Annotated in this window: 19 protein-coding genes and 1 other annotated feature; of the genes, 10 read left to right on the top strand and 9 right to left on the bottom strand. The window is 60.6% G+C overall.

The features are described 5' to 3' along the window. From ACQZ6J_RS24685 to ACQZ6J_RS24670, 4 genes are all read right to left on the bottom strand, one after another. Positions 1–636, bottom strand: a complete 636-nt coding sequence (locus tag ACQZ6J_RS24685) for an NrsF family protein (RefSeq protein WP_449086026.1) — start codon at positions 634–636, stop codon at positions 1–3. Then, entirely contained in the window at positions 633–1,190 is a 558-nt protein-coding gene (locus tag ACQZ6J_RS24680) for a sigma-70 family RNA polymerase sigma factor (protein WP_449086025.1), read from the bottom strand. Before ACQZ6J_RS24680 ends, ACQZ6J_RS24685 begins: the two co-directional genes overlap by 4 nt. 110 nt (positions 1,191–1,300) lie before the next feature. Further along, complete coding sequence (locus tag ACQZ6J_RS24675; protein ID WP_449086024.1) at positions 1,301–1,915, bottom strand: TetR/AcrR family transcriptional regulator; 615 nt, start codon at positions 1,913–1,915, stop codon at positions 1,301–1,303. Positions 1,916–1,926: 11 nt separating this feature from the next. Then, a complete protein-coding gene (locus ACQZ6J_RS24670) occupies positions 1,927–2,070 on the bottom strand; it encodes a hypothetical protein (protein WP_449086023.1) in 144 nt (47 codons plus the stop codon). A 29-nt stretch (positions 2,071–2,099) separates the two neighbouring features. Between ACQZ6J_RS24670 and ACQZ6J_RS24665 the strand changes: the two genes are divergently transcribed. Further along, a complete protein-coding gene (locus ACQZ6J_RS24665; protein WP_449086022.1) occupies positions 2,100–2,402 on the top strand; it encodes a putative quinol monooxygenase in 303 nt (100 codons plus the stop codon). A 182-nt stretch (positions 2,403–2,584) separates the two neighbouring features. On the opposite strand, the gene ACQZ6J_RS24660 is transcribed toward ACQZ6J_RS24665, so the two are convergent. Further along, positions 2,585–3,289 carry a glutathione S-transferase family protein gene (locus ACQZ6J_RS24660; protein ID WP_449086021.1) on the bottom strand — a complete coding sequence of 235 codons (705 nt, stop codon included), beginning with the start codon at positions 3,287–3,289 and terminating at the stop codon, positions 2,585–2,587. Positions 3,290–3,534: 245 nt separating this feature from the next. Between ACQZ6J_RS24660 and ACQZ6J_RS24655 the strand changes: the two genes are divergently transcribed. Then, complete coding sequence (locus ACQZ6J_RS24655) at positions 3,535–4,002, top strand: MarR family winged helix-turn-helix transcriptional regulator (RefSeq protein ID WP_449086020.1); 468 nt, start codon at positions 3,535–3,537, stop codon at positions 4,000–4,002. A gap of 161 nt (positions 4,003–4,163) precedes the next feature. Here the strand turns inward: ACQZ6J_RS24655 and ACQZ6J_RS24650 are convergent, their stop codons facing one another. Beyond that, positions 4,164–4,577: a response regulator gene (locus ACQZ6J_RS24650; RefSeq protein WP_449086019.1), complete on the bottom strand. Its 414-nt coding sequence runs from the start codon at positions 4,575–4,577 to the stop codon at positions 4,164–4,166. 266 nt (positions 4,578–4,843) lie between these two features. Here ACQZ6J_RS24650 and ACQZ6J_RS24645 point away from each other — a divergent pair, with 266 nt between their 5' ends. The 3 genes from ACQZ6J_RS24645 (at position 4,844) to ACQZ6J_RS24635 (ending at position 9,824) form a co-directional block, all read left to right on the top strand. After that, a complete protein-coding gene (locus tag ACQZ6J_RS24645; RefSeq protein WP_449086018.1) occupies positions 4,844–6,196 on the top strand; it encodes a chloride channel protein in 1,353 nt (450 codons plus the stop codon). A gap of 146 nt (positions 6,197–6,342) precedes the next feature. Next, positions 6,343–6,398: a sequence feature (sul1 is cis-regulatory element that is thought to sense ions involved in sulfur or methionine metabolism; They are found in Alphaproteobacteria), on the top strand. 71 nt (positions 6,399–6,469) lie between these two features. After that, a complete protein-coding gene (locus ACQZ6J_RS24640; RefSeq protein WP_449086017.1) occupies positions 6,470–7,942 on the top strand; it encodes a SulP family inorganic anion transporter in 1,473 nt (490 codons plus the stop codon). Between the two features lie 616 nt (positions 7,943–8,558). Then, complete coding sequence (locus ACQZ6J_RS24635; RefSeq protein ID WP_449086016.1) at positions 8,559–9,824, top strand: Na+/H+ antiporter NhaA; 1,266 nt, start codon at positions 8,559–8,561, stop codon at positions 9,822–9,824. 115 nt (positions 9,825–9,939) lie between these two features. Here the strand turns inward: ACQZ6J_RS24635 and ACQZ6J_RS24630 are convergent, their stop codons facing one another. After that, complete coding sequence (locus tag ACQZ6J_RS24630) at positions 9,940–10,818, bottom strand: LysR family transcriptional regulator (RefSeq protein WP_449086015.1); 879 nt, start codon at positions 10,816–10,818, stop codon at positions 9,940–9,942. 107 nt (positions 10,819–10,925) lie between these two features. Here ACQZ6J_RS24630 and ACQZ6J_RS24625 point away from each other — a divergent pair, with 107 nt between their 5' ends. The 4 genes from ACQZ6J_RS24625 to ACQZ6J_RS24610 are packed head-to-tail and all read left to right on the top strand — an operon-like array spanning position 10,926 to position 13,848. Further along, on the top strand, positions 10,926–11,558 hold the full coding sequence (locus ACQZ6J_RS24625) for a glutathione S-transferase family protein (protein WP_449086014.1): 633 nt from the start codon (positions 10,926–10,928) through the stop codon (positions 11,556–11,558). Between the two features lie 41 nt (positions 11,559–11,599). Beyond that, positions 11,600–12,370 carry an enoyl-CoA hydratase/isomerase family protein gene (locus ACQZ6J_RS24620; RefSeq protein WP_449086013.1) on the top strand — a complete coding sequence of 257 codons (771 nt, stop codon included), beginning with the start codon at positions 11,600–11,602 and terminating at the stop codon, positions 12,368–12,370. A 38-nt stretch (positions 12,371–12,408) separates the two neighbouring features. Then, positions 12,409–13,083 (top strand): peroxiredoxin-like family protein, encoded by a 675-nt coding sequence (locus ACQZ6J_RS24615; RefSeq protein WP_449086012.1) that lies wholly within the window; start codon positions 12,409–12,411, stop codon positions 13,081–13,083. Positions 13,084–13,134: 51 nt separating this feature from the next. After that, on the top strand, positions 13,135–13,848 hold the full coding sequence (locus ACQZ6J_RS24610; RefSeq protein WP_449086011.1) for an SDR family oxidoreductase: 714 nt from the start codon (positions 13,135–13,137) through the stop codon (positions 13,846–13,848). A gap of 285 nt (positions 13,849–14,133) precedes the next feature. Here ACQZ6J_RS24610 and ACQZ6J_RS24605 read toward each other — a convergent pair whose 3' ends face one another. Further along, positions 14,134–14,733, bottom strand: a complete 600-nt coding sequence (locus ACQZ6J_RS24605; RefSeq protein ID WP_449086010.1) for an NADPH-dependent F420 reductase — start codon at positions 14,731–14,733, stop codon at positions 14,134–14,136. 73 nt (positions 14,734–14,806) lie between these two features. After that, positions 14,807–15,541 (bottom strand): SDR family NAD(P)-dependent oxidoreductase, encoded by a 735-nt coding sequence (locus ACQZ6J_RS24600; protein WP_449086009.1) that lies wholly within the window; start codon positions 15,539–15,541, stop codon positions 14,807–14,809. A gap of 88 nt (positions 15,542–15,629) precedes the next feature. Here ACQZ6J_RS24600 and ACQZ6J_RS24595 point away from each other — a divergent pair, with 88 nt between their 5' ends. Next, the gene (locus ACQZ6J_RS24595; protein ID WP_449086008.1) at positions 15,630–16,055 is read left to right on the top strand and encodes a winged helix-turn-helix transcriptional regulator; all 426 of its coding nucleotides are present in this window, start codon (positions 15,630–15,632) and stop codon (positions 16,053–16,055) included. Positions 16,056–16,073 lie beyond the last annotated feature (18 nt).

Here is a 16,073-nt window from a genome sequence, read left to right as displayed (position 1 = left end):
TCACCATCGCAGGACCTTGCGGCCGACCAGCGCACCGACCGCCGCGACGGCAGCGATGGCGATCGGATACCAGAGCATGACGAAGAGCGGACTGTCGTCGTCGCAGTTTGCTGCATAGAACGTTGCGGCAATGCCAGCAGCAACCAACCCGGCAACTGCTCCCGCGAGAGCCGGACGCTGGGGTGCACCCTGGCGCATTGCATAGAGAAAGCACGCCAAGGGAGCAGCCGACAACGCCGGGATAATGGTCAGACAGAGCCTTGCATTATGTCCGATCATGCGCGCTTCCCATGTTGAACTGGGCATCGCTGTCAGCTCAAAAACAACGGCACCTGCGATCAGTGCAACCGGCAGGAAAAGCCCAAAGGCTGACGCCCGTACCGATCCTCCGGGTTTGCCAATACGGAAGAGGACTGCCCCGGCGCTTGCAGCGAGCGCGATGGTGATGACGAATTTGAACAGAAAGCGCCCGCTTTCCACGGCGGTGTCGATATCACTGCGAAACCCGATAAAGCCGAAGAACGCAATGCCTGCGATTGATGTGGCAGCGATGGCCGCATGAACGAGCGCCTGATCCAGGCTCACTCGAACCGGAGCATCCTGGGCAAGGAGCGAGATGAGATCATTGGTTTTCATGGCGCGCGCTCCGTATAAATCGCAGCCAGCGCCTTTAGCGCTCGATGCAGAGACACCCTGACTGCAACTTCCGTCATCTTCAGGCGGTCGGCGGTTTCGCGCACGCTCGTCCCCTCGATCGAAATCGACTGAACGATCGTCCGTTGCGGGTCCTTGAGCTTTGCAAGAAGCTGCTCCACGTCCATCCGATCGGAGGCACTCAGACGCTCGTCACTCTCCAACGTCGCCTCGACATCCTCCAACGGGATATCAATCCGGCGTCCCCGTCGACGCAGGCTGTCGATCAGCTTGTTTCGCACGAGCGCCGACATCCATGGACCCAGCGGCCGGGCGGGATCCCATGTTCCCCGCTTCAGATGGATAGCCAGCAGCACTTCCTGCACCACGTCCTCGGCCTCGCTCGATGGCGCGCCGAATTGGTCACAACGTCTCTGGGCCATGACCCGCAGGTGCGGGGTGATCGCAGTGAGCAGCTTGTGGTAGGTTCGACTGTCGCCCGCGATCGCGGACCGCATCCAGGAAGCCCATTCCTCTTCACGCGCCGGGTTTTTCATCCGATATCTCCCCCTTCGGATGGCTGACGCCGATTGTTACACAGAAAGATCGCTTTTTTGCCATTACGAGTGGTGGCGAGCCACCGCGCCTGGAGCTGCAAACAGATCGCTTAAACAAATGCACGGTCCCGCTGCTGTGTTGTTTCCGGCTCCAAAAGCGACAGGACAGGCTTTATCAGCCCCTCGAGAAGATCCCTTTCAGGCCTTGTCCGCGCCAGCACTCGAATCCCAAGCAGTGTACTCAAAAACGTGCGCGCCATATCTTCGGCGGGCTGGCGGACGCTGATCGTTCCGTCATTCTGGCCGGCTTGAATACAGCGGCGGAAGAACCCCTCCACCTGCAGAAGTACCTCGCCCACAACGCGTTGGAACTCGGGATCATGAGGAGCGACCTCAAGCGCTGAGTTGACCAGCATGCAGCCCTTACGCTTGGTGTCGCTCAGCGATCGCTCGATGATCTCGTCGAAGAACGCGCCGATCGCCTCGCGCGGCGGCTTCTTCTCAAATCGCCCAACCCGATCTCCGAAGCTGAGCTCAATGTAAAAGTCCAGTGCCCGGCGATACACAGCCTTCTTGTCGCCGAAGGCATTGTAGATGCTCGCCGTCATGAGGCCCATTGCCTGGGCAAGGTCACGGATTGATGTGGCCTCATAGCCGTGCTCCCAGAAATGCTCGACGGCACGCAGAAGCACCTGTTGTTCGTCGAATTCTCTTGGCCGGGGCATTGCTGTGTCTCTCAAAGATTTGATCGCGACAGCACATCGCCGCCAATTTGACGAGTGCATTTTAAAACAAATGATTTAAAACTCAACCGGCCACCGCTTGAGTTGTACGGAACGCCAGACATTTTGATCGGCTCGAAGAAGCCGTCAGCAGCCATTCCGCGCTCTAACATCGAGGAAAAGAGATATGACCAAGGTCGCAATCTACGTTCAGCTGAAAGCCAAGGCAGGTAAAGAAGAGGAAGTCGCCGCGTTCCTCAAGGGCGCACAAGGCCTGCTGCAGCAGGAACCTCTGACTGTCGCCTGGTTCGCGATCCGCTTCGACCAATCGACATTCGGCATATTCGATGCATTCGAAGGGGAAGACGGCCGACAAGCCCATCTCAACGGTTCGATTGCCGCCGCCCTTATGGCAAAATACGACGAACTGTTCGACGGGCCGCTGGAAATCAAACAGCCCGAGGTCCTGGCTGACCGTATTTTGGGCTGAGGCTCTGTTGCGGAGCGGACGGGGATTGCACCGCCCGCTCCCCGTACTGCTTTGGACCGGCGATCGGCCGGTTGATACTGACGAATGCGCCGCCGCTCGGCTTGTTCCAGGCCCGGACTTCCGGCGGCGCGTACATTGCGGGATGCCGGTGATCGTCGTCTCTCGGAAATTGTCAGGCAGTCTCAAGCGACCGGCGGATAGTTTGATGGAAAGAGCGCGCGCTTGGTCTCTTCGTCATTTATGCGCTTGAACGCATGATCTTTGCCGACGTCACGCGCCCGCGCAACAGCAGGTCGGGCATCGATGGTTTCGAACAGCCGCTTGAGATTGGGATAGGAACCAAACGGATCGTCAGCGCCCTTGAGGACACGCGACGCCCGATCCAACCAGCCCCAGGCTGACATGTCGGCGATCGTATAAGTGTTTCCAACGATGAAGGTACGCCCTTCGAGATGATCGTTCAAAACCTGGTAGTGACGTTCTGCCTCGCGCCGATAGCGGTTGACGGCATAGTCGGACCCCTCCGGCGCCGCATGCTGGAAATGCACAGCCTGGCCCGAGAAAGGGCCAAGGCCAGAGGCTAAAAACAAGAGCCATGACAGCAGCTCCGGCCGATCTTCGGCCGAACCTAGAAACTTGCCGGTCTTTTCGGCCAAGTAGATGAGGATCGCCGTCGAATCGAAGACACGTATCTCTTTTCCGTCGGGGCCATCGGTGTCGATGATCGCTGGAACCTTGCCGTTGGGATTGATCGCCCGGAATGCCGCCGCATGCTGCTCTCCCTTGCTGGTATCGACAGGTACGGTCTCGTAAAGGAGCTCTGCCTCTTCAAGAAAAAGCGCCACCTTGGCCGGGTTCGGCGTTGGGTGAAAGTAAAAGCGGATCATCGGAGGTCTCCATTAAGGTGAACATTGGCGTCTTGCCGTGTCCCGGTCGGATTCAACGCCTGCGGAGCGCGTGTCAGGTCAGTGAGGTGGATCATCCCAGACGCCGAGGACGATATCTATCCAGGAAATGTTTTAGTTCGATGTTCTAAAACGCAAGGCGCCAATCGGTCCAGAACACGCCAGTCCCTCCCATTGTCGATCTCTTCCGGATATATCGGGACATTGATGCAACAGGAATACAAGGGATGACCAGGAGACCCGTAAGAACGGATAAGAGACGTGAAGCCGCAACCGGGCTGCCCCTGGATCCCGGCATCTATGAAGGTCTGGCCGGCGTAAGGCTCGCCATGCGCCGTTTCCTTTCCTTCAGCGAGGTAGCACTGTCGGAAGCAGGGATCACCTCGCAACAATATCAGGCGCTGCTGGTCGTCAAGGCGGCCTCCGGAGGCCGCGTCATGGTGCGTGAACTTGCGGACCTCATGCTCCTTCAGCACAATGGCGCGGTTCAACTGGTCGACAGGCTGGCGGCTGCGGGACTGGCGCAGCGGATCCCATCCGCCGAGGACAAACGCAGCGTCCTCGTTGGCTTGACCCAGGACGGCGAGCAACTCATCGAGGATCTGGCCAGGATCCATCTGGAGGGAATGCTTGCGAATGAACCGTTGCTCGTCGAATCGCTCACCAGGCTGCGTCATTTGGCAAAATTCGACTGATCCATCCCATGCACTCCCTCACCTGGTGGTTTGGGCGCTTCGGCAAGAACACGGCAGACCTCCTCGGTCATCAGTCTTGCCGCATCCAGGACCGCCGGCGACAAGCGCTCGCCCCGGCGCACCGAACGCCCGACTTCGATCAGCCCCCTAAGCTCGGCGTCCTATATTTTGCCCTGCTGAGGAAACAAATGCAGCCCAGCGGGCGGAATGCCGGGCTTTGGGCCTTTCAAGCTATGCAGATAGTCGATCACGGTCTGGATGATCACCGGAGTCACCGGCTTCGAAATGACTCCGACGACCTTCGACAAGCCCTGCTCCACGGCCTCGGGATTCCCTGTCACCATCACGACAGAAATGCCGAACCCATCCGCGAGGTACTCGGCTATGCGCGGCCCCGTCGCGCCGTCGACAAGGTTCACGTCGACCAATGCGATATCTGAAAAGGGCGCCAGGCGTTGCGCACTCGCAAAATCGTTGGCGACACCGGACGTGACATATCCCAGCCGGTGAATCGTATCCTCAAGGTCATGGGCAATCAGGGGATTGTCCTCGACGATCAAAACGCGTTCGGTCATACCCTACCCCGCCTTTTTGCAGGTCCCAATAAATTCCATCTGCCCCGGTGAAGCCGAAATGGATTCCCAATCTACGTCTCTCTGCAACCCATATTGGCTTTGTTCACCGCAGGTTCAGAATGAAACCGGAAACACAAGATATGTCATAACATGATATAATTGAAATCAGGAATGGGATATTTTCCGTTGTTCAGGTTCAGGGAAACGTCGAGAGCGCAGACACGCGAGTGGTCGCGACAAATCCAAGCAGTCGCGGTAGGAATTTGATGCCCAAGATTTATCGCAAGTCCAAGCTTGTTCGCCGTTCCCGAGTTTTATGGGGCTCCTTCTCGCTTTGGCGACCACGATTGGTGTTCTGGTGCGGGGCACTGGCGATCGGCGTGATCAGTGTCGGCTTCGCCAAGCTCGCCGATCTGGCGCAAAAAGAGTTCATGGGCGTGACGAGTTCCGGCGAATGGGGATTTCTGCTGCCGCTCGTTCTTACCCCGCTCGGCTTCACGCTCTCCGCCTACCTCGCCATCACGCTCTTTCCGAATTCCCAGGGCAGCGGCATTCCGCAGGCGATCGCCGCCCGGCACCTGAGGGAGGACGAGGACCGCACGCGGCTGCTCTCGCTGAAGATCGCCCTCGGAAAGATCGTGCTGACGGTACTCGGGCTCTTCTGCGGTGCCTCGATCGGCCGCGAGGGACCGACGGTCCAGGTCGGCGCTTCGATCATGCTCGCCGTTGCCCGCTTCAGTGGTATGGCGCAGGCGCGCGGACTGATCCTCGCCGGATCGGCAGCCGGCATCGCGGCGGCCTTCAATACCCCTCTTGCCGGCATCGTCTTTGCCATCGAGGAGATGAGCCGGACATACGAATCGCGCGCGAACGGGCTGGTGCTGACGGCCGTTATCCTTTCCGGCCTTGCAGCACTGGGACTTTCGGGCAGCTACAACTATTTCGGTTCGGCTTCGGCGAACCCGACATTGCTTGCCGATTGGGCGCTGGTGCCAATCTGCGGCATTGGCGGCGGTATGCTGGGCGCCGCCTTCAGCGGCTTCGCGCTGCATTTCGGCCAACGCATCCGCCGCTGGGCACAACCGCAGCCTTTGGTGCGGATGCTGATGCTGGCCGGTCTTTGCGGTTTCGTCATCTCGCTGATCGGCGTTGCATCCCATGGAGCAATCTTTGGCACCGGTTACGAACAGGCGAAGGGTGCCGTCGAAGGCCAGCCGTTGCCTCTCCTCTTCTTCGCCGAAAAACTCGTCGCAACTTTCCTGTCGATGCTCTCAGGCATTCCCGGCGGTATCTTCGCACCGTCGCTTGCCGTCGGCGCCGGCTTCGGTAGCACTGTTGGTTCGCTTCTCGGTACCAGCATAGCGCTTGCGGCCATCCTCGGGATGGCCGGCTATTTCTCCGGTGTCGTCCAGGCGCCGATGACCGCCTTCGTCATCATCCTCGAAATGACCGGCGACCATCAGGCTGTCATCCCGATCATGGCAGTATCGATGATCGGCTATGTCACCTCGCGGATCCTGTCGCGCGAACCGCTCTATCACGGACTTTCACGCGTCTTCATCGCTGCGGCGATCCGCACGCGGCGGGCGATGGAAAAGGAAAGCACCAAAGCGGCTTGACTCAAAGGACATCGATCTTTCCTGATGCCTGTGGATCGGCCCCGATGCGGATCGGCACAATAACGAAACAACCGAAAGAAGCCGCCTCAAAAATACGGGCCCAATATTGCACCGCATCAATAACCGCGGTTATAAAGCCGAACCCGACAGGACCCGGTGAAACTCCGGGTGGCTATTCCGGCCGCCGATCCGCCGGACCACGCAAACATACCCTGCATGCCAACAAGCAGCCCTTCTCCTCAGGGTTCGACATGCTTTGCGAGAATTCATCCGATGTCTTCATCTTCAACCTCCATCCGCCAGGAGTGGTTCGCCAACCCGACACGCGAAATGCTCGCCGGAGCAGTCGCGACCTTTGCTCTCATTCCTGAGGTTATCGCGTTTTCATTCGCAGCCGGCGTCGACCCACAGGTCGGGCTGTTTGCGTCTTTCGTGATCGGCATCGTCATTGCCTTTACCGGTGGCCGTCCCGCCATGATCTCGGCTGCCGCCGGATCCGTCGCGCTGGTCGCGGCACCTTTGGTTCACAGCCACGGCCTGCCCTATCTGCTTGCCGCCGGCCTTCTGGCGGGCATCATACAGATTGCCTTCGGCCTGTTGCGTCTCGGCGTGCTGATGCGTTTCGTGTCGAAATCGGTCCGCACCGGCTTCGTCAATGCGCTGGCGATCCTCATCTTCGGGGCGCAGATGCCGCATATCATCGGCGGTGGCCTCGTCGGCTACGCCGTGCTGGCCGCCGGATTGGTGCTGATCTATCTGGTGCCTCGCTTCACGACCGCGATTCCGTCGCCTCTGATCTGCATTCTCGTTCTCACCATTGCGTCGGTAACACTGAAGCTTCCTGTCGAGACCGTCGCCGATCTCGGTCGGCTTCCGGATTCACTTCCGATCTTTGCCTGGCCTGCTGTTCCGCTAACCGTGGAGACATTGCGCATCATCGCTGCACCGGCCCTGGCAATCGCCATGGTCGGTCTGCTTGAATCCATGATGACGGCGAGCGTCGTTGACGACCTGACCGACACCCCAAGCTCCAAGAACCGGGAATGCACCGGACTTGGCCTCGCCAATGCCGCATCGAGCCTGTTCGGCGGCATCGCCGGATGCGGCATGATTGGCCAGACCATCAGCAACGTGAAATACGGCGGTCGCGGCCGCCTCTCGACGTTGTTTGCAGGCGCCTTGCTGCTGGTCCTGATGGTTCTTCTCAAACCCTGGGTCTCCCAGGTTCCGGTTGCAGCGCTGGTGGCGATCATGATCATGGTTTCGATCGATACGTTCGATTGGTCGTCGGTGCGCAAGCTGGTCGTCCATCCGAAGATATCGAGTGCCGTCATGCTCGCAACCGTCATTGTCACCGTCGCGACTTCCAATCTCGCACTCGGCGTCACTGTCGGCGTGCTGCTCAGCGGCGTCTTCTTCACGTTCAAGGTTGCCCGTCTTCTTCGTGTCGAGATCGAGCCGGACATTGCGGCGGAACGATTGGTCTATCGGGTGTCGGGACAGGTGTTTTTCGCGTCGGCGGATATATTCATCGAGGCCTTCGACATTCGAAAAGCGGCGGGCATGAACGTCGTTATCGACGTCTCCCGCGCGCACTTTTGGGATATCACCGCGGTCGCGGCTCTCGAGAAGGTTATCCAGCGCTTCAAGGCGCATGGGGCGATGGTCGATGTCGTCGGAGCGAACGAAGCCAGTTCGACATTGATCGATCGCCTTGATGCCTCACTAGCGAGCAGCGGTGTGTAAGGGATCGTTGCTCAAGACTCCCCTCGGCATAATTACTGCTCGTCGCTGGCGCTACCGACGTCACGAAGTGGTTTCACATCATCTTGCTGATCAGGCTCGATCCCTGAACGATCCAGTTCGGTGCCCGCCCAGATCGAGAGCCTCTCTTTTTTTGTGCCGCGGCGGCTGGATTTGATTTCGACGACGAAGGATTTCTTCTGAGTGAGCGTAGCTGTTTCCCCAATGAAAATTGATATGTCTGGAGATGATCGGGTAAAGGTCAGCGGCGATGCCGGATCCCGTAATTATACTCGGCTGAAACTCTCGGCCCATAGTTGCGCATCAGCACAACTGTGATCATGGCCAACGCGATCGTCACGCAGAGGATCATCATGATCCAGCGAATCCCCCGGACGAAAAGTACGCTTTGCGGCTTCATGCCAACTATATGGCCCGCCCGTTAACGTCTCGTCAACCACAGCTGCGTCCCATGCTATGTGAGGATTCGTGTCAGCTTCTCAATGAAGGGTTAGTCGGATCTGCGTCGCTTTGTTCGCTCTGGAAGTCGATCCTGGCCGAACTGGCAGATCGACCTGCGCCGCCGAATTGCGAAACGCCGAGGAATAGAGGAACAAGAATGTATCTGTATCGAACCTGGAAACTGCTCGAAGAATATTCGCTTCTCCTCATTTTGGGTTCGGTTATTGCATTGGTCTGGGCAAACACATCGCCCGAAACCTACCACGGCCTCATCGAGTTTGCGCTGCGAAGCGATGGTCTTGTCGGCGAACTGCATGTTGCAGCCGATGGGTACGCACGACGAACGCTGACCGTCCACTATCTGATCAACGACGTGCTGATGGCGCTCTTTTTCGCCATCGCCGGCAAAGAGGTGTGGGAAGCGGTCGCCCTGCGGAACGGCGCCCTTCGCGGCAAGAAGGCGCTGACACCGCTGATCGCCACCGCCGGCGGCATGTTGGGTCCGGTCACGGTTTATCTGCTGGGTGCTATGCTTCTTGGGGATTTTGCCACTCTGGCAAACGGCTGGGCCGTGCCGACAGCAACCGACATTGCCTTCTCCTATCTTGTGGGGCGTCTGGTCTTCGGCGCTTCGCATCCCGCGGTCACGTTTCTGCTGCTGCTGGCCATCGCCGATGACGCCGCGGGGCTCCTCATCCTTGCCGTTTTCTATCCTCAGGGCGATTTGTCACCGCAGTGGCTGCTGCTTTCATTGGCAGCCGCCCTTGGCGTCTATTTCCTTGCCAACCGCCTGCCACGTATTCTTGACGGCACGCGTGCCGACCGACCCGTTTCGACCATGGTGCGGACGAAGCTCTCGTTCTGGCCCTATTTGATCGCGGCCGGCTTCAGCTGGTATGGCTTCCAGGAAGCAGGCATTCACCCGGCTCTTGGGCTTCTGCCGATCATACCGGCCATTCCGCATTCCGATATCGAGTTCGGCCTGTTTGCCGAGCGCGAGGGACATCAGACCGACCTGCTCAATCGCATCGAGCATGCGCTGAAGGCGCCGGTGGAATTGATCCTGTTCCTGTTCGGCTTTGCCAATGCCGGCGTCGAATTGTCCGCTGTTGGAGAGGTTACATGGCTGGTCCTTGGCGGTTTGGTGGTCGGCAAGCCTCTGGGCATCACATTGTTTGGCTGGCTGGCGGCGCGACCGCTCGGCTTCGGCCTGCCGGCGGGCATGCGCATGAGTGATCTCTGCGTCCTCGGCTGCGTTGCGGCAATCGGCTTTACCGTCTCGCTCTTTGTTGCAAGCGTTGCTTTTGCACCCGGCCCGCTGCAGGACGCCGCCAAGATGGGAGCCCTCTTGTCGTTTGCCGCGGCAATACTTGCGATTATCGCCGGGAAGATTGCACGGGTCCAACGGCAAGATGCGTCCTGAAACGGAGCCGGACTGGCTGACCATCCGTTCCGTCAGTCGCGTTGAGCCGCCCCGGTAACGGCTACGCACGACCGCGAACCGCAAGCGGCGCATTCGCAGTATTCACTATCCTGATTCACATGCTGAGCAGCACTTCGACGAAGTCTGCGAACGCTCTCGCCTTGGCGCTCGCCAGCCTGCCGGTCGGGAATACCGCCCACAGGTCGAGCGGCGGAAGCTCCCAGTCGTCCAGAAGGCGGACGACGGCGCCGGTTTCCAGCTCGGGGGCGAACATCCAGTCAGAGGCAACGGCAAGCCCCATGTCGGCAAGGACTGCGGCCCGGATTCCCTCCGCGGCGCTGAAGCGGACCTTGCCCGACACGACCACCGAGGCTTCTGTCCCCTGCTTGCGGAAGGTCCAGCTATTTCCGAGCTGGCTGTAGACGACAGCCGGGTGGGTGGCGAGATCTGCCGGAACGAGCGGAATGCCGTGCTGCCGGAGATAGCTCGGCGTCGCGATGACCGAACGACGACCGGACGCGATGCGCCGGGCGACGGCCGAGGAATCGGCAAGCTCACCCATTCGCAGTGCGACGTCGATACCCTCTGTGACGAGGTCGATGATGCGGTCGTCGAGGATGACATCCACCTCCAGTTCCGGATGGGCGGCCATAAACGCGGCAAGCTTGGGGACGATCATCAGCCTGGCGAAGGTCGTCGCGGCACAGATCCGCAAGCGGCCGGACAGTCCCGCCCCCGCTCCCCGCGCTTCCAGTTCCGCCTCATCCGCCTCCTGGATCGCCGTCCTGGCGCGCTCGAAAAAGCGCATCCCGGCATCGGTCGGCGTCAAGCCGTGCGTCGACCGGACAAGCAGGCGGACCTGCAGCCTGTCCTCCAGTTGCGCAATCGTCTTCGAGACCGCCGGCTGTCCGACACCGAGCTGGCGGGCCGCGCCCGAGAAGGAGCCGGTTTCCACAACCCGCACGAAGGCGGTCATCGCCTGCAGCCTGTCCATCGCCTATTCTCCTTGGGAATAAGCATTATCGCCTCAAGCCGCCTGCCGCAACGTCTTCGGAATGATCATAACTGCTCCAGCGACAAAGACCGTCGATGGAGATGACAATGATTGAAGTTTATGCCTTCGCCACGCCAAACAGCGTGAAGGTGCCGATCGCCCTTGAAGAGATGGGGCTTGCCTACGAACTGAAGCCCGTCAACGTCCGCAAGGGCGAGCAGAAAGATGCGGCGTTCCTCGCCCTCAATCCGAACGGCAAGGTGCCGGTGCTGGTGGACGACATTGATGGCCACAGGCTGGTCGTGACGGAAAGTGCAGCCGTTCTCGTCTATCTCGCCGAGAAGACGGACAAGCTCCTGCCGCAAGGCGCCGCTGCTCGCGCCCGCGTCTTCGAACAGCTCTTCTTCCACGCCTCGGGCTTGAGCCCCGCCTTCGGCAATGCCGGTTTCTTCAAGCGCTCGTCGCCCGAACCGCAGCCGGTCGCAGAGGCACGCTTCTCCGGAGAGGCTGAGCGGATCCTCGGCCTGCTCGATGCGAAACTCGCCAGCCAGGCCTTCGTCGCGGGCGACAGCTTCACGATCGCCGACATCGCCCATTTCGGCTGGCTGTGGAGACGCCAGTTCCCCGGCGTGACGCTCGACGGTTGGCCCAACCTCTCCCGCTGGTACGAGGAGATCGCATCCCGCCCGGCCGTCCAGCGCGCGATTGCCCGCGTCGAGGCCCTTGTGCCCGCCGCCTGACCTTCTCTCCGCCTTCCAATTCAAGCAACAGGAGAACCACCATGTCCCGCTTCGACACCTACAGGAATTCGTTTGCGAACGCCCACCTCACCCGCTCCGGGAGCGGCGTCCTTGAAGTCGCACTGCACACAAACGGCGGCAAGCTCGTCTTCAATGGCCATACCCACGAGCAGTTCGTCGACCTCTTCCACGCGATCGGTTCCGACCCGGACAACCGCGTCGTCATCCTGACCGGTTCCGGCGACGCCTTCATGGATTCCATCAGCCCCGAAGGTTTCGATTTCTTCTCGCCGCGCGGCTACGACAAGATTTTTCGGGAGGGTAAGAAGGTCCTGATGAACATCCTCGACATCGAGGTGCCGCTGATCGCCGCGCTGAATGGCCCGGTCCTCCTGCATTCGGAATATGCGCTGCTGGCCGATATCGTTCTTGCGACGCCGGAAACGGTCTTCCAGGACAAGCCGCATTTCGACTTCGGCATCGTGCCCGGCGACGGCGTCAACCTGCTCTGGCCGGAGGTGATCGGCAGCGTGCGCGGCCGCTACTTCATCCTGACCCGCCAGGTGCTCGACGCGGCGACCGCCAGGGAATGGGGCGCGGTGAACGAAGTCGTGCCGGCGGAAAGCCTGCTATCGCGCGCCCATGAGATCGCCGAGGGACTGGCCGCCCTACCGCCTCTCACCAGCCGCTACACCCGCATCGCGCTCACCCAGAAACTGCGTCGCATCGTCGACGAAGGCGCCGGCTATGGCCTCGCGCTCGAAGGCATCAGCGCCGCCGAGGTCGCCCGCTCGATGGCCGCCAACGGCTGATCGCACGGATTTTCTACGTTAAATCAAGGAGAAACAATATGACTCTGCAATCCAAACTCGATGTCTTCAAGGCCGATTTCGAAGCCGGCAAGCCGCCCTACAACGTCCCCTATTCGGTGATCGAGACGATGCACCGCGCCACCGCCGAACTGATCGCCTCCGGAGCCGCCCAGCGTGCCCTGAAGGCCGGGGACAGCCTGCCGGTCTTCACGCTCTTCGATCCTGATGGTAACATAGTATCGTCCGCCGACCTGCTCGCCCGCGGGCCGCTGGTCATCAGCTTCTACCGCGGCGTCTGGTGCCCCTATTGCAACATGGAGCTTCAAGCCCTGCAGGAAGCGCTTCCGCAGTTCGAGGAACTTGGCGCCAAGCTCGTGGCGATCTCGCCGCAGAATTCGGTCAACAGCCGTAAATCGCTGCGCCAGAACAATCTCACCTTCCCGATTCTGTCGGACCCGCACAATGACATCGCAGCAGCTTTCGGCTTGCGCTTCGAGATGCCGAACTATCTCGTCGAACTCTACAAATCGCTAAAGAATGATCTACCGTCCTTCAATGGCGATGCGAGCTGGACCCTGCCGATGCCGGCCCGCTACGTGGTCGGCCAGGATGGTGTCATCCTCTATGCCGAGGTGAACCCGGATTATACGCGCCGCCCTGAGCCGGAGGACATGCTGCCGGCGCTACGCAGTGCCACCTCGCAGGCCGCCTGATCACCCATTCGAACCGGCCCCGTTCCATCGGACGGGGCCATGGAGTTTTGCATGCAACGCACCTTTCTCATCACCGGCGCCAGCAAGGGTATCGGACTGGCACTCGCCCATCGATTGACCAATGACGGACATCGCGTCGTCGGCGTCGCACGGAACAAAGCCGATGGCTTTCCCGGCTCGCTCCACGCGCTTGACCTCGGCAATCCCAGGGCGGGCGACAGCCTCTCCCGGATCGTTCGGGACAATACGGTCGACGGTATCATCAACAATGTCGGGCTGGTCCGAGCCGCGCCGCTCGGCGCGATCGACGTCACCACATTGGAAGACGTCATGCGGGTCAATCTTCATCCGGCGCTCGTCGCGACGCAGGCGGCCCTGCCCGGCATGAAGGCTCGCAACTGGGGGCGGGTCGTCAATGTTTCCAGCCTGACCGTTCTCGGCAGCGTCGAACGCACGGCCTATGCCGCAGCCAAGGCCGCCCTTGTCAGCTTCACACGAAGCTGGGCGCTGGAACTGGCCGCAACCGGCATCACCGTGAATGCAGTCTCTCCCGGCCCGACCGAAACGGAACTGTTCCGCGAGAACAACCCGATCGGCAGTCAGGGCGAAGCGCGCTATCTCTCGGGCGTGCCGATGCGCCGTTTCGGGAAACCCGAAGAGATCGCTGCCGCCATCGCTTTCCTGCTTTCGGATGAGGCCGCCTTCATTACCGGACAGACGCTTCATGTCGATGGCGGCGCATCCATTGGCAAAGCGGCGTTTTGAGCACTGAACTGCAGGGCCGTCATCAACGCAAGTCTGTTCGCGCAGCCGTGTGGCTCACACAGACTGATCTCGGCATCCGATTTGCGACCCGATATGACGGGCTCCGCGATTTCGCGGCGCTGCTTCTCACCAGCTTGCGCCGGCAACCGTCGATCCGTGTCCCTCGGCATGCGCCTGGGCGAGCCCGGCACTGGCTGCTGCCAGCGTCGCCCGCGCTTCAATCAGACTGTGGCTGCCCCCTGTCCACAAGGCAGGATCGCATCGAAATCTGCGATCACGATTTCATCAGTCGAACTTGACCAGGTCCTTGAAGATCAGTTGGCCCCAGCTATTTCCGCGCGCCTGGACTAGCAGTCCGCCCTCCGACAGCCCGCCAAGCTTGATCGGCGCGAAGCCGAGATTTTCCGCAAGCGCACCAACCTCCACTGCGGCAGCATCATCGTCGCTCGCCAGAAACACGACTCTCCTGCCACCATGCACGGCCGGGTTCTGGGCAAGGGTGGCAGCGATCAAATGGTTGAAGCCCTTGACCAGTCTTGCGCCGGTGAATGCCTGCGCGATGAACCTGGAAGAAGGCTGGCCCCCCAGTTCCTCAGGCGGCACACCGTAGGCATTGGTCACATCGACGATGATCTTCCCCTGCCAGATGGGGAGCGCCTTCGCGACCTCCGGGTGCACCTCGAAACGGACAGCCAAAAAGATGACCTCCGCCTTGACGGCGTCCGCCAGCGTCTTGGGAATGACCGTGGGGCCGATCGCGGCCGCATCGGCTGCAAAGCTTTCCGGGTCGCGCCTGGTCGCAACCGATACTTCGATGCCGTTACGGGCGAACGCCTTGGCCAGAGCCTGGCCGATATTGCCGAAGCCGATGATTGCGTAGCTCATGTGTTTTCCTTCGGTTTATCCTTGCCCCACGGCGCTCCGAACAATCGAATGAAGCGCCGCAAGGGCCATGGCATCAGAGTTGCGCAAGACCGCCGTCAACGGCGACTTCGCTGGCGGTCATGAAGCTGCTATCCGGCGAGGCGAGAAAGGCAGCCACCGCCCCAATCTCCGCCGGATCGGCCATGCGCTGGAGCGGAGTCATCGCGCCGTAGGCCTTCTGGCCCTCCTCGCCCAGAGCCTCCTTCGCGAGTTCGGTTGCCGTGGCTCCTGGCGACAGCACGTTCACCCGGATGCCGGTGCCCTTCAAATCCTCCGCCCATGTCCGCGCGAGGTTGCGCACGGCCGCCTTGCTCGCGCTGTAGGCGCTGAATGCCGGCGCGCCCGTGGTGCCGGCGCTCGATCCGGTCAGGATGATCGAACCGCCCGGACCCATCAGCGGCAGCGCCTTCTGGACCGTGAAAATCGTGCCTTTCACGTTGGTGTCGAAGGTTTCGTCGATGTGCGCGGCGGTGATCTTGCCGAGCGGAAGCGGGCTTCCCGCCCCGGCATTGGCGAGGACGATGTCGAGGGTTCCGCGTTCGGCCTTCACCGCCGCGTAGAGGCGGTCGAGGTCGCCCTCATCGGAGACCGAACCCTTCACCGCGCGGGCATTGGGGCCGAGGTCCGCCACGGCGGCATCAAGCGCTTCCTGTCGCCGACCGAAGATGAAGACGAAGGCTCCCTCCTTGATGAAACGCTTCGCCGCGGCGCGGCCGATGCCGGTCGCGCCGCCGGTGATCACTGCGGTTTTTCCATTCAGTCTGGTCATGTTGTGCATCCTCTGTTGGGGTTGCACTGACCTAAGAGGGTGATTACTTAGTCACAAGTATGCACCATCTGGTAAGTATGGAAGAAAAATGTCAAGCCATTCCAATGATTGCGAAATTTCTCCCAACTGCGGCATAGGTTACTCCCATGGACTTGCCGTTACGCTCCGCATCATCGCGGGCAAGTGGAAGCCGCTGATCCTGTATTTCCTGCTCGACGGCCCGAAGCGGTACGGCGAGCTGAAGCGCGCGATCGAGGGCGTCAGCGACAAGGTGCTGATCCAGCAATTGAAGGAATTGGAGGTCGATCGCGTGCTGGTGCGGACCGATTACAAGGAGGTGCCGCCGCGTGTGGACTACGCATTGACACCACTTGGCCGCAGTCTGGCCGTCGCGATCGTCCCGCTCTGCACCTGGGGGACCCAGAACATGGCGGAAATGAAAAGCATCTTTGCCGAGCGGGACGCTTTGCCCCAAGTGCCTGCTGGTGACCGCAGGGTCGCCGTGCGCGGATAGGGTCAGAAGACGCCACAT

The sequence above is a fragment of the Rhizobium sp. A37_96 genome (assembly GCF_053521765.1).
This window is presented reverse-complemented; position numbering and strand designations above follow the sequence as displayed.